General features: G+C 47.1%; 11 protein-coding genes. 1 reads left to right on the top strand and 10 read right to left on the bottom strand.

Translation table 11 applies throughout. The annotated features are described in order from the left end of the window. Positions 1–210 precede the first annotated feature (210 nt). The gene (locus tag HMPREF2955_RS11030; protein WP_070723545.1) at positions 211–3,324 is read right to left on the bottom strand and encodes an efflux RND transporter permease subunit; all 3,114 of its coding nucleotides are present in this window, start codon (positions 3,322–3,324) and stop codon (positions 211–213) included. Positions 3,325–3,521: 197 nt separating this feature from the next. Continuing rightward, positions 3,522–4,538, bottom strand: coding sequence for an efflux RND transporter periplasmic adaptor subunit (locus tag HMPREF2955_RS11025; RefSeq protein ID WP_070723544.1), 1,017 nt, complete (start codon positions 4,536–4,538; stop codon positions 3,522–3,524). A gap of 248 nt (positions 4,539–4,786) precedes the next feature. On the opposite strand from HMPREF2955_RS11025, the gene HMPREF2955_RS11020 reads away from it, so the two are divergent. Next, positions 4,787–5,668, top strand: a complete 882-nt coding sequence (locus HMPREF2955_RS11020) for an AraC family transcriptional regulator (RefSeq protein WP_019186563.1) — start codon at positions 4,787–4,789, stop codon at positions 5,666–5,668. Between the two features lie 369 nt (positions 5,669–6,037). Here the strand turns inward: HMPREF2955_RS11020 and HMPREF2955_RS11015 are convergent, their stop codons facing one another. From HMPREF2955_RS11015 to HMPREF2955_RS10980, 8 genes are all read right to left on the bottom strand, one after another. Further along, positions 6,038–6,886, bottom strand: coding sequence for a CPBP family intramembrane glutamic endopeptidase (locus tag HMPREF2955_RS11015; RefSeq protein WP_070723543.1), 849 nt, complete (start codon positions 6,884–6,886; stop codon positions 6,038–6,040). 32 nt (positions 6,887–6,918) lie between these two features. After that, positions 6,919–7,773, bottom strand: coding sequence for a CPBP family intramembrane glutamic endopeptidase (locus tag HMPREF2955_RS11010; protein ID WP_070723542.1), 855 nt, complete (start codon positions 7,771–7,773; stop codon positions 6,919–6,921). 45 nt (positions 7,774–7,818) lie between these two features. After that, entirely contained in the window at positions 7,819–8,676 is an 858-nt protein-coding gene (locus HMPREF2955_RS11005) for a CPBP family intramembrane glutamic endopeptidase (RefSeq protein WP_070723541.1), read from the bottom strand. Positions 8,677–9,125: 449 nt separating this feature from the next. Beyond that, entirely contained in the window at positions 9,126–9,314 is a 189-nt protein-coding gene (locus HMPREF2955_RS11000; RefSeq protein WP_070723540.1) for a hypothetical protein, read from the bottom strand. A gap of 106 nt (positions 9,315–9,420) precedes the next feature. Continuing rightward, positions 9,421–9,747, bottom strand: coding sequence for an HTH domain-containing protein (locus HMPREF2955_RS10995; RefSeq protein WP_070723539.1), 327 nt, complete (start codon positions 9,745–9,747; stop codon positions 9,421–9,423). A 5-nt stretch (positions 9,748–9,752) separates the two neighbouring features. Beyond that, positions 9,753–11,921 (bottom strand): peptidase domain-containing ABC transporter, encoded by a 2,169-nt coding sequence (locus HMPREF2955_RS10990; RefSeq protein WP_070723538.1) that lies wholly within the window; start codon positions 11,919–11,921, stop codon positions 9,753–9,755. An 18-nt stretch (positions 11,922–11,939) separates the two neighbouring features. After that, positions 11,940–13,118: an HlyD family secretion protein gene (locus HMPREF2955_RS10985; RefSeq protein ID WP_070723536.1), complete on the bottom strand. Its 1,179-nt coding sequence runs from the start codon at positions 13,116–13,118 to the stop codon at positions 11,940–11,942. Between the two features lie 918 nt (positions 13,119–14,036). Beyond that, a complete protein-coding gene (locus HMPREF2955_RS10980) occupies positions 14,037–14,216 on the bottom strand; it encodes a hypothetical protein (protein WP_070723534.1) in 180 nt (59 codons plus the stop codon). Between the last annotated feature and the right edge of the window lie 57 nt (positions 14,217–14,273).

Here is a 14,273-nt window from a genome sequence, read left to right as displayed (position 1 = left end):
AGGAGTTAAGGAGTTATGGAGTTAAGCCGTATGCCTAGTTGCAGAGTGGCAAACTTTTGAGGAGTTAAAGGAGTTATGGAGTTAAGCCGTTAGCCTAGTTGCAGAGTGGCAAACCATCTTGTTTACTTGTCAACTTGCAATTGCGTTAAGAAGTTAAACCGTATGTATAGCGGCTAAGCTAATGGCTTAACTCCTTAACTTCTTAACTCCTTAACTCCTAGACGAGGCCTCCATCTTCAGCGTTCTCTTCCTGTCTTCCCATCTGAAAACCATCCAATAAGCCACAGGTATCATGGTGATGATGAAGAGGAACGAAATGATTGTGCCAAAGCAAACCACCACGCCCATTGGCCCCCACAGCGGCGTATTGGCGATAACCATCGGGATAACGCCCATAGATGCGGCTGCACTTGTGAGGAAGATGGGGCGCATACGGCGTTGAGCCGCTTGCAGGGCAGCGCGCTTAGCCGATAGGCGATGGTCTACGCGAAGCTCTTCGGCGTAATCAATCATGATGATGCCGTTACGCACGATGATACCCATCAGCGAGATAATGCCCAGCGTGCCGGTTACGCCCACTTCTTGCCCCATGATAAGCACACCCGTGGCTGCGCCCAACAGAGAGAACAACAAAGACAACATGATAACCATCGACATGCGAATGTCTTTGAAGTGGAACAGCAAGATGGCGAATATCACGACGATAGAAATAACCAATCCGCCATAAATCTGAGGCTCGGTTTCCAGGTCTTTTTCCCTTTGTCCGCCCACAGTCATGGTCACTCCTTGCGGCAGCTTAATCTTATTTACCTCGTTAATCACCTTGTCGGTAACGTAGTTGAGGTTCAGGCCGCGTTTGGTGTCGGCCATAACCGACATCGAACGGATGCCGTTACGGTGGTGAATGGAGGTGTAAGTCCAGTCGGGCGACACCTTAGCCACTTGTCTTAGCGGTACGTTTACGCCGGGTAGCAGTCCGCTAACGGTGGCGTTTTCGAGGTCTTCGGGCGTTTGCCGTCCCGCATGACTGTCTTTCAGCGTAACTTTTACGGGATAGTCGCCCTCCCAAACTGTGGTAAGCGGCACGCCATCGCCAAAGCGAGTGGCTAGGTTTATGGCCAAAAGACTCTTGCTCATGCCCAGTCGCGATGCCTCATAATCGTCTATTTGCACATCAAGTCCCGATGTTGTGCCGTCGAAATTGTTGCGAACCAGCAGCAATTCGGGCATTGAACGCATGCGGCGCGTGGCACTGTCGACGGCCTGATGAATGGCGTTGAGGTCGTCGCCGCTAAATCTTATCTCGATGGGAGAAAGGGCATCGCTGTAATCTAGCTGCTTAATGCGCACCTGTGCCTCGGCAAAATGGTCGGTAAATCGCGTGGTGAAACTGTCTACGAGGGCCATCGTGGCGGCATCGTTGTCGGTATTCACGATGAATTGCGCATAGTTGGTGCCGCCTAGTTGGGGTGCGTACGAGTTCTGGAAACGCGGCGACGACATGCCGTAGAACGTGGATATGTTGCGTATGCGCTTGTCGGTTTGCATCATATCGCGCAAGCTGTCGGCCACGGCAGCCGTGCGTTCGATGCTCGTTCCTTGCGGCAGGTAAATTTCTACGGCAAACTGGTTGCGTTCGGCACGTGGCATAAGTTTCTGTGGCAAGCCGGCAAAGAGCAGGGCACCGACAATCACCGAGAGCACACCAACGCCTAGGGTGATAAACGGATGGGCAAAACAACGTTCGATAAGGCGGTTGTAATAGGTCTGCATGATGTCGAGGATGGTACGCCGTTGTTTGCCTTCGCCTTTGTTGTCTTTCTTTAAGCCTTTGCGTATAAAGGTGAACTGCATCCAAGGAACAACCAGCACGGCCACGAGGAGCGACGTGCCCAACACCACGCTGATGCCTAGGGGGAACCACTTGACGAAGTCTTTCATCATGCCCTTCATCGTGAGCAATAAGGGGAAGAAGGTGATGGAAATGGCCAATGTAGCACTGAAAATAGACGAGAAGAACTCTTTTGCCGAGTAGATGGCGGCGTGCCAGCGGCTCATGCCCTCGTCTATCTTCTCCACATACGAGTCGATAATAACGATGGAGTTGTCTACAATCATACCCAAGGCTGCGATAAGTGCGGCTAGCGTAACGGTGTTTAGCTCTAAGCCGAAGGCATAGAACAGGCCAAGGGTTATGAATATGGTGATGGGGATGGTGCTGGCTGCCACGCTTGCCACGCGCATGGGCAGCAAAAGCATGATGACCACAATGACAGAAGAAACGGCGATAAGCAGTTCTTTAAGGAAATCCATTACCGAATGGTTAACCACTTCGCTTTGGTCGGTGATGGTAAAGATGCTTACGTCTTGCGGCAACGATGCCTCGAACTGCCCCAATATGTCTTTTACCTTGCCTCCGAACTGCACGATGTTGCTGCCTTCGTTCATTTCTACCGAGAGAACGATGCACTTTTGCCCGTTGTTCTTTACGTATTTGTCGGCATGTGGGTATTCGCGCTTGATGGTTGCGATGTCTCGCAGGCGTATAACGTTGCCGCGCGGGTCCGAATAGACGATGCGGTTGGCCACATCGTTCTCGGTGTTCATTTGCGAACGCAGGTGTATCGGGCGCGTTGTCTGTCCGTCGTCTACCTTTCCGCTCACCATCGTCATGCCTTGTGCCGAGAGGTTGGCCAAGAGCGTGGCCGAATTGATGCCGTAGTCCGACAGCTTGTCGCGGTCGATGTACACGCCAATCTCTTCGCCCTGTTCGCCGCTAACGCGCAGGTTGGCCAATTCGGGGATGGTTCGCAGGTTATCTTTCAGCGTGTTCATGTATTCGTGCAGCTCACGGTAGCTTTTGGTCTTGCTTTCTAGCGTTATGAGCATGGCCGAAGTGTCTCCGAAGTCGTCGTTGGCTATTAAGGCCAGCACGCCCTGCGGCAACGACATCTTAAACTGTTGCAGCTTTATCTTGAATTTGCTCCAAAATTCGTCTTTGTTGGTTACGTCGTCGTTCAGTTCAACAAAGATGTAGGCTATTCCGTCTTTTGTTTGCGAGCGAGTCTTATCCTTCTTTATCTCCTTAAAGCTCCAAAGAAAGGTCTCCAATGGCTTTGTTACCTGCTCTTCTACTTCGGCAGAAGTGGCTCCTGGATAAACGGCGGCCACCACTCCTTGACGGATGGTGAAGGAAGGAAATTCGTTTTTGGGCATGTTGATAAGTGCGAACACACCGAAACCGATGAGCACCACCATCAACAAGAGCATGATGCTGTTGTAGTGCATCACACTGTATATGATATTTCTTTTGCGTTTAGACATAAATCCGTGTGTTTATATATTGTGTTTGTGAGTGGACGGGTGGACGGGTGGACGGGTTGACGAGTTAACGAGTTGACAAGTTAACAGGCTGACGAGTTAACAAGTTAACAGGTTGACAAGTTGACAAGTTAACAGACTGACGAGTTAGCAAGAGTGGTGGCGCAGCCATTTTTTCACCTTTTCACCTTTTCACCTTTTCAACCTTTCACCTTCACTCCTTCACTCACTTTGTCTTGTCCGTTTACGATAACCTTGTCGCCTTGCGACAACCCGCCGCTAACCACCACACCGCTTTGGCATACACCGCCCTGCGAGATGTCTCGGCGCCGTGCCGTACCGTCTTCAACAACCCAAACGTATGGCTTAGCACCATCAATCAGCACCGCCTCTTGCGGCACAACGATGCCCTGCGCCCCGCCAGTGCTGGCCAATTGCGCGCTGCAAACCATGCCAGGCAACAGCTGATGGCCGGCATTGGGAAGACTAACGATAACGTCGTACGTATGACTTAGCAAGTTGGCTTGTATGCCTTTCTCGGTAACTTTGCCCACAAAGGTCTTTCCGCCCAAGGCAGAGACCGTGAAAGGAACCGTCTGACCTTTGCTGATGCCCGATATTTCGTTTTCGGGTACGGCGATTTTCATCTCAACGCGGTCGAGTTTCACCAACTTAAAACAGCCAAACCCTGGTGCCACATTGTTGCCCGTGTCCACCATTCGCTGCGAGATAAACCCGTCGAACGGTGCGCGCAACTCGCAATTTTGCAAAGTCTTTCGGGCTATTCGTTCAGCAGCCTCGGCCTCGGCCAACTTCGTTTGCACGTCTACAAAGCGTATCTCGGGCAAACTACCTTTCTTATATAGCTGTTCCAAACGCTTAAAGGCGTCGCGCGCTTGCGACAGGGTGCTCATCGTCATGTCGTGCGCACTTTGTGCCGACGTTTTGTCTATCACAGCCAGCAATTGACCCTTGCGCACTGCCTGACCTTCGTCGACAAACACCTGCGACACGGTTCCTAGCGAGGCAAAACTTAACGTCGACCCGTAACTCTCCTGGATAACTCCCACATAAGTGCGGTTCCCGTCAACGTTGCCCGTTTGCACGGCCATCGTTTTCACCTTAATGGGTGCAACGGTTTGCTCTTCTTTCTTACTGTTGCAACCGCTCAACACAACGATGAACACGGCAACAGCCATAAACTTGATTTTTGTCATATTTCCTTTTTTAACCTTATACTTATTTAAATGCCAATCAAACACATCGTTGCCAAAAAATGGGGTTCCGTATATTAGAAATGGCTTGTTTACATATCATGGTGCAAAATTAAGGATATAAATCACATCCCACAAGGTTGAAAATGGCTCAAAAATGTTCCATTTTATATATTAACAAAGAAAATAGTTCGTTTTACCATCTTATTTACCAGAAAAGTAGTACATTTGCAATAAATAAATACAAAGACATGGAACAACGATTGCAACTTCCTTTCACGCTACGCGGCTTTACTTCGGCAGACATCGAAACCGAAACAGGGCACCGTTTGTCTTCTTCCTATCGTATTTTCGCCTTGGTTCTGTGCACGCAAGGCAACATCAGCATGAACATCGATGATAAAACTTACCATGTTAATAAGGGCGACACGCTTTTTATACCGCCGGCGATACATTCCAACACCGTATCGTTCAGCAACGATCTGCGCGGAATTGTGTTGTATGTTGACTACGACTTCATTATGGCCATTGTGAACAAGACGATGGACATCACCACGGGACTGTATTTCAGCGAACACCCATTCCTCTCGCTTTCTGTGAGCCAGTACGACCGCATCTTAACGCAGATGCAGACGCTGATGGCGCGCGAAGAGCACGAAAACGAGAGTTACGCCAACTCGCCTAACCCACAGGTGATTACCGAATTGCTGTCGTCGATGTGCCGAACGCTTGCCTACGAGATTGTAAATTGCTACATGTTGAGCCACCATTTGCAAGTGGGCACGTGGAACGTTACTGATAAGTTGGCGCAAAACTTTATCGTAGCGGTGTACAACAACTACCGCAAGCACCGCGAAGTGGCCCACTATGCCGACTTACTTTGCGTTACGCCCAGCTATCTTTCGGTGGTTGTGAAAGAGAAAACGGGCAAAACGGCCCTGCAATGGATTAATGATGTGGTGATGAGCGATGCCCGTCAGCTGTTGCTTTACAGCGACCAAAGCATCAAAGAGATTGTTGCAACGCTAGGTTTCCCCAACCAATCGTTCTTTGGCAAGTATTTTAAGCAACATTCCGGCAAGTCGCCCAAGCGGTTTAGACTTGAAAATAGAGGGGGAAAGAAGGGACGATAAAGGCTTGTAAAGGTGAAAAGGCTTATAAAGGTGAAAAGGTGAAAAGGTGAAAAAAAGGCTGCGCCACCACTCTTGTTAACTAGTCAGACTTATCCGACTTGTCCGACCAGTCAGACTTGTCAGACCAGTCCGACCAGTCCGACGAGATAAGATCCCCCCACTAGCTTAATAAGCCAAATGCCCGTAAACCCTTTAACTCGCCCGCTGCCGCCTTATCCTTTGTCTTCTTTTGCGCACAAATTTTAACACTATGGCTGCCCTTTTCGCCAGAAGGAGGTAGTTTGCCACGTGCGTTTTGCAAAACATTACAACCACATTACCACCTTCGTTCATCGCTTGGGCTATTGCATATCGCCTTAAAAACCGCCGTCAAAACAGCATTTCGGGTTTTGCTCCAAGCCTTTTCTTCTTCTTGATATACAGCACGGTGTAAACGATAGAGATGCCAATGCCTATCGCAACACATATAATCGAAGCCTCCGGCCCAAACGCTCCACCCGACAATAAGTCTGTTCCGCTTATCTTTGGGGTAATAAGTGGCCGGTAATCTAGTGGCGTACCCGATACGGAACAGCCGAAAACGCCCCCTTCAAGATAGTTCCATGCCCAGTGCATGCCGATGGGCACCCATATCGTTTGGTGGTAGGCGTAGGCCATTCCGAACAGCCAGCCCGAGGCTAGCGCTATGGCCAAGGCCGCCCATAATGTGGCTCCGGGGTTTCCCAGATGTGCCAGTCCAAAGAGCAAAGACGATGTTGTAAGGCCAACGGCTATGTTCCACTTGTCGGTTATGAGCCTAAAAAGAATGCCGCGGAAAATAACTTCCTCCACCACGCCCACCAATAAGAAAAGCGACAGCCAACTGAGCTGACTGGCTACATCGAACTCAATGGTCACAATGCGATAATATCCGCATAGGAATAGGCACACGATTATCGCCAAGAAGTTAACAACCGAAACCGCCCAGCCAATGCCCATCATCCGCATCTTGCCCCTAAAAGACAAGCTTTCACTATCCTCCGCATACCAGCTTATATACTTTTTAAAGGCAAATAGCGTAACAACCGCCGCTATTGTGGATAAGGGTACGGCGGCATAGGCTGGAATGTTGAGCAACAACACATACCAAGTCATTGCTGGAATAATGGTGAATGCCAAAACGCCTAAGACAAGATAGCAGCCCCACGCCAAGTTGTCGTCTTTAGATATGATGTTCATTAGCTTTAAAAAGTTTAGCGTTGTTATGCGTGCTAGAATACAGGCGCAACATCTTCTCCTGTTTTAATTCTCGTTTTCTTCTTAAAATATAGAATGGTGTAAACCACGGATATGGCAACGCCAATCGCTGTGGATATAATAGAAACCTCCGTGTCGTACTCTATACCGGCAGGAAACTTTACCCCTTTCGAAACCAATATAAGAATGGGAGGGCCGTTTAGCGCACTTCCTGGCACGCTATGCTCGAAAATGTTGCTTTGAATGTAGTTCCAAGCCCAATGGATACCGATGGGAACCCATAGTGTTCGATGGTAAGCATAGGCTATGGCACATAGCCAACCTCCTGTAATTGCTATCCTTAAACAAGACAATGCAGTGGCGTTGGGGTTAAAAAGGTGCACAAGACCAAAGACAATAGAGGACACCACCAGTCCTGCAACAACGTTCCACTTATCAGTTATGAACCTAAACAGAATGCCGCGGGCTGTAATTTCTTCGATAACGGCAGCCAGTAAGTAAATTGAGAACCACCCCAACTGATTGATTAAGTTGAAATTAAAATACGCTACCGAGTAGTGTTTGGTTGCAAATAAGCAAATTAAAGTAGTGAAAAGATAAAGCGCAGACACCAGCCAACCTATACAAACTTTATGTATTTGGCCAAAGACTGATAGACGTGCGCCATCTTCTACATACCAGCCCAAGTATTTTTTGAAGGCGTATAGGGTAGCTCCCGACGCCAATAAGGCTAGTGGAAACTTGATGAGGGAAGAGAAGTCGTTATCTAACAGTATAAGACATATACCTGGAAGAAACCAAAATCCCAAATAGCCAATCACAAGATATGCTGCCCATTCAAGCGTGTTGTCTTTTGATATGATTGCCATGTTTTGGTAAAACTTAGTTCAATTTACTTGTTTCTGACATGAACGCTAAAACATTAATGTTATTTCATTGTCGGCTTTGGATTTGACTTTCATCTTTTTAAAGTACAGCGCAGTGTACACAGCAGCGATGATAATAGCCATTATAACAGTTATAATCGAGGCCTCTAAGCCAAATGCTCCACCTGTTAATATGTCTGGACCAGACACTATCGGTGTGAAGATAGGTATGAAAGTTATTGGGTTACCTGAAACGGGGAAGCCGAAAACACAGGATTCGAGAAAGTTCCAAGCCCAATGCAAACCAATTGGAGCCCATATAGTTCGGTGGTAAGCATAGGATATGCCAAGCAGCCAACCTGCTGTAAGAGCTATGGCCAGTGAGGACCATGCCGTTCCACCAGTGTTGAAAAGGTGCATAAATCCGAAAAGTAAAGAAGAAACAATTAAGGCAATTGAAGGATTCCACCTGTCAGACAATAGTTTATAAAGGATACCTCGGCTTGCTATCTCTTCGGATATTGCAACCAACAAAAAGAGAGATAGCCCCTCAATTTGACTAGTAAAGTTCAAGTTATAGTCTCTTATTGTATACACTTTAACCAAAAACAAAACTGGTACGATTGTGCCAAACAATATGGCAGCAACTCCCCAGCCAATAGGTAGGGTATATAACTTCTTATAGGCGGAGATGCTAGCATTAAAGTGTGCATACTTTAATAAATACCTCTTGTAGAGGTTGAGTAGTATCGCAGAAAACAATAAGGCTAAAGGCGGTTTTATCCAGACAGAGTACTTGTATAGCAAGACTTCAATAAAAATACTACTTAAAAAAAGAAAAGACAAGAAGCCAACAATCAAGTAAAAGCTCCATCTTAATGTTCCATTTTCATAACGATTTCCCATGACTCTTTAATTCGGAATAAGAAGCATCGATGATAACGATGCTTCTTATCTGTACTTTGGTGTTCTAAGAACCCACTTACTAATGCTTCTAGCCAAAATCAAAATCAACTTAATTTCCTTAAAGACAAAACTCATAATGTAAAAGAAAAGCTTGCCAAATGGGATTTTAGTGATAAAATAACTGTTAGTTACATAGCAGTTGAGTACTTAGTTTTGAACAACCTCTGTCTAAACGCTCTTAGGGTCATTTATAAGGTAACACAGAAGGATGATTGTTATGGTATTCCATCGAATTAGAATGGCTCTGGATGATGAATCCCAACAACCTAGTAAACCAATTGCCGCTTTCTTGGCTGCCACCAGAGACAAGAATTTGTTCTTTCGCTGTCAACTCGATTATCATTTGTTTTTTCATTGCTATTTAAATCTAAATTAGTAAAACCATTTCATTACTTGCCCCACATTCTGTCGGCATCTTGTTTTCCTTTTCGGTAACCATTAGCAGCGCCTTCTGGATCCATCAAAATATCTCCAATTATCGTTTCGGCAACAAACCGTGCTGCCTTCCACCACCAGGGGCTACCTCCTGAAATAGCTTGCATCTCTGACAAAGAGAGCTCTTTCATCTTTTCATTCATAATTTTTGATCTTTGTTGGTAACATGATAACCAACTTATTTAGAAGGTCATACTTGTTACCCAAGTTGTTAATAATACATTTCATTGTATTGGTTTCCGGATACCTTTACGGCTGCAAAGATAGTGGTCTTCCGTGCACAAACATTGCATTATATAAAAAACTACCTGCAAAAATACATTTTTTATCATTCTCGTCCAAGTATTCCACCTGTAAGTAAAGGTTAAGTTCAAAACTGTTGGTGTAATAAAAGGTGTAGTCGCTACGGCTGTAATCTATCTTTGCACCCAGTGCGCGCAGGTCGTCTAGCACGTTATAAAGATGCCGTTTGCTGATATGCAGTTTGTGGGCGAGTTCGTCTGGCGAGCCAGTGTTGCACATTTTGATGAGTCGGTGCAGGCTGTTTAGTCGGTGTATTTCGTTTCTTAGTTCCATGTTTGTTAGTCAATAATGTTGGTTTGTGCGTGCCAGAGGCGTTGGAAAACGCCGTTTTGGGCAATCAACTCGCTGTGCGTGCCACATTCGGCCACCTCTCCTTTATCGATAACCACTATCCTGTCGGCATCTTTGATGGTGCTTAGGCGATGGGCTATAACGATGATGGTTTTGCCTTGTGCGGCCAAGGCACGCAGCGTTTCTTTTACGAAACGCTCGGAAATGGAGTCGAGCGACGAAGTGGCCTCATCGAAGATAAGCACTTCGGGCTGCTTGTACAGGGCGCGCGCGATGGCAATGCGCTGCCTTTCGCCACCCGAAAACGTGGTGCCTTGTTCGCTCACGATGGTGTCTAGGCCTTTGGGTAGGGCATCGACAAAATCTTTTAAGCCCAACTGCGTAATGATGTCTAGTACGCGGCGCATGTCGGGTTGCAGGTCGCCCAGGCAAATGTTTGAGAGCAACGTGCCTGAAAACAGTTCCACTTTTTGCGGAACGATGCCGATGAAACGGCGCAGGCTCTCGTTGCTTATCATCGCAATGTCGTACTGGCCAATACTAATCCGCCCCGACTGTATGGGGTAAATGTTCTGTAATAGTGATACGAGCGTGGTTTTACCCGACCCACTTTCGCCAACAACAGCCGTGGTTTTGCCCTTGGGGAGAACAAGACTGAGCGACGAAAACAACTGCTTGCGCGAACCATATCGGAAAGAAACGTTGTCGAACACGATGTCGCCTATCATGTCGGGCTCCATCTTCACCTTCGTGGAAGCATCTGTACTTTCCGTTTCAAGGTCCAGAATCTGAAACAAGCGGTCGGCGGCAATCTGTGCGTCTTGTATGGTTTGGTTAGAACTTATCAACGAGCCGATGGGCGAAAGCACATAACCTATCAGCGAATAGAATATCATCAGGCTACCAGGGGTGAGCGTCTGGTTGATAACGAGATTGCTCCCAATCCACAACACCGCCACCGTAACGGCAGAAGAAACGATGTCGATGCCGTTGCTGGCGAATATTGCGCCTTGCGCACTTACGTATGTGTTGCGCAACAGGCGTACAAAACGCGATTCGGTTTTCAGGTTGGCGTGCGCCTCGATGCCGAAACGCTTAATGGTGGTGATGGCATTGAGTGATTCTACCAATTGCGACTCCAAGTCGGCTGCCGTCTCCATGATCTTTCGCTGATAGCGTTTGTTGAGCCGGTTGAACAAAAAGAACACCACGAGAAACAAGGGCGCAGAGACCAATGTAACCAAGGCCAGCTTCCACGAATAGACAAACATCACGCCAACAGCGAAAATAAGTATCAGCACATTCACCACCAAGTCTACCAATACGTTGTTGATAAACGTGCGTATCTTCACCGCATCGTTAACGCGCGAAATGATTTCGCCCACGCGCATGGTGTCGAAGAACTGCTGGGGCAGGTGTAAAATGTGCTTATAATAGCCCAGAATGAGTGTGGCATCTATCATCTGACTGGTTTTTAATGCCAAGATGCTCTTTGTTGTGGATATAAACACGCGTATAAGTATGACGGCAAGCATAGCCACGCCCATGAGATTGAGCAGGTTGGTGTTCTCGTCTACCAGCACATAGTCTACTATCTTGCCCACATAAACCGACGTACTTAGCCCCAATATGCTGCAAACAACCGCCCCAAACAACACTTCGGCCATTACTCGCCGGTGTGGGCGCAACAGTTGGAAGAAACGTTGCGGTATGCTGGTCTTCATGTTGCCTTGCACAAAATCGTCCTTTGGCTCTAACAAAATCAATACTCCCGTCCATAGTTTTAAGAACGCATCCCACGCCACGCGGTGCATTTCGCCGTCGGCGGGGTCCATGTATGTGATGTGTTTGTCGCTAACGCCGTACACAACAACAAAGTGATGCAACACCCCTTTTACGATAACATGGGCGATGGTGGGCAGCGGTATCATCTTCAACGCCTCTGGTTCGCCACGAACTCCTTTGGCCTCGAACCCCAATTTACCCGCCGCCTCAATCATACCCAGCACGTTAGTGCCTTTCTTATCGGTAAAAGCGTATTGCCGAATGCGAGCAATGGGGAATGCCAACCCGTAATGGGCGCATACCGAGGCCAACGATGCCGCTCCGCAATCGGTAATGTCTTGTTGCTTAATTTTTATGCCTTTGTTTTGCATGTGTGTTGATTGTTTAATCTATTTGTTGGTAGCGGTTGCCTGATGTTGCGTGGGGTTTGCCCACTCGTCGATGTTTTTATAAAGTAGGTTGAACAAAGAGCGGCGCGTAACAACGAAGTGCACAATGCCCGTCATGCCTTTCTTTACGTAGCCCTTTCGCTTGGAGTTGCGCAATTCGAGATAGTTTTTTGTCAGTTTGCACTTAACTTTATAGTAGCTTTGCCCATTGTTGTTGCGTATATAGTCAGACGAGATGTTTTGCACATAGCCTTCGAGTGTGCCCCACTCATTATAGTTAAACGACTCTATCTGCACCTTCACGCGCATTTTTTCGCGTATAAAGGCAATGTCGCGAGGTGCAACGTAGGCCTCTATATATAAAGAGGTGTCGGGACTAACCACGGCAATGGTGGCGCCCACTTGCAGATTGCTGCCTGGGTATATGCCCGAAAATTGCTCTAATGTGCCATTGATGGGGCTTCTAACAACATATACGTTTCGGTTGCTGCGCGTTTCTATGAGGTTGGAAGTGGTTTCCTTCAATTGCATTTTCAGGTTGGTGAGTTCTGTTTTCCATGCGCTCATTTGGTTGGTCTGCTGCAAATGCAGTTCGTTCAGCTTGTCTTGATACCTATAATAATGCTCATTATACTCGCTCTCGCTAATCAGTCCCTTGCCGAAAAGCACTTTATAGCGTTTCCATTCTGTTTCATATTGGCGCAAGTCGGTCTTTAAGCGGTATTGTTCAGACAGGTATTTGGCGTATTCTTGTTGTCGGGCAGCCGATGCAAATGCCTGTGGACGTTGCCCTTTCGAGAGCAGTTCTAGGTCTGCGATATGCGCATTTGCCTCCTTTGAACGCTCTTGTTGGTACTTTATCTTTCCGTCTGGCGCACTTGTTCTAAACCTTAAAATCTCGTCTCCTTTCCGCAATTTGTCGCCTTCCTTGGCCGAAACGCGCTCCACCGTTTCTGTCATTGGCGCAGTGATGACGCTAATTTCTCCGTTAGGCCTTACAAAGCCACTACTTTGAACGGTAATGTCTACATAAACAAAAGGTAAGGAAATAATAGCCGCAGACACGGCAGCCAACATGACTGTGTAGATTACATGCCGCTTTGGGCGTTTCTGATAGAGATAGGTGCCTACACTATCAGACACCCATTCGCTGGGTAAGAGTTCTGGTTGTTGCTCCATTACGATACGAATATTTGGGTTATGGGGCCGCTTGCCTACAAAAAAGCGTGGACTCCATCTGTATATCCGCATTCCACGCACCGGCAAGCACGCAGCAAACGAATATAAGAAGAAGCTCACGCCAAGCGTGAGCATCAACCTCTATTCACTATTTGCACTTCTTCATTTTGCGGGTTTCGGAATGCAGTGAGTTTTACTAAGACTATTGATCGTTGTATGTTTAGTTTTGTTTTATGTCATCGTCTTTAATTTTACTGTACTATGCGCAGGTGGGTTTATGTGCGCCACTGCGTGGCACGCTTTTTCTGTGCCACGACTTCATCATAAGCACTGGTTAACGCTTATGAAACTTTTGCAAAGATACATAGAATTTGTTATATCGGCAAGTGAAATGTAACAAAGTATAATGTGGCCAGGTGTGTTTTTGTGTAGATTGTAGGCGGCTCTATGATAGCCAAGTAGGAGTTGGATGAGGAAAGGCGTAGGTGCACCGTAAACAAACGGAAACGTTCTTTTTTCGTTCCACTAAAAGTGCGTTTTCTCGCCATGACAATGTTCGAGCAAGCTCGACATTGTTCATTTGGCTTAACGCAAACGTTCCTTCTTGTCTGCGTAAGGGTTTGTTGATGCCATGCTACGCACGTTTAGCATCTTTCTATCAACAATGTGCCAAAAGCAATACTGTTTGACTGAAACCCGATTGCAAACGTACAACTTGTTTCATGTGCAAGCAAGCAGAAGAAGGAAAAGTAATGCCTCCTGCTCATCTTTGGTTTGCTTGTCGGCATCCGGGCTGCGTTGCTTTCTCAACGCAGTCCACTAACTCCCTCATGAATAAGACAAACAACATGCCCAACAAGCAAGCCAAATCTGCACAGGTTCCAACAACCGATTGGGGTTCAGTTTGCTTGTTCCTGCTCAAAAAGGCTTAAAAAACACTGAGGTTGTATCTTCTTTTGGCCTTACTTTCGCCTTCTTCTTAACATGCAGGGTGATGCCTTTGGCCGAGGCAGCATGCCCTGCAACCGCTTGCACGGGCGACGGCAAGCGCAGGTGTTCTCTGTGCCGTTGCTCACTCGCGCGTGTATGCAGTACCATTGTTTTGTCTGATTTTTAGTAAGAATTTTAACATTATGAGTGCCTTTTTATCCACCA

Source organism: Prevotella sp. HMSC073D09, assembly GCF_001814145.1.
GTDB lineage: Bacteria > Bacteroidota > Bacteroidia > Bacteroidales > Bacteroidaceae > Prevotella > Prevotella conceptionensis.
This window is presented reverse-complemented; position numbering and strand designations above follow the sequence as displayed.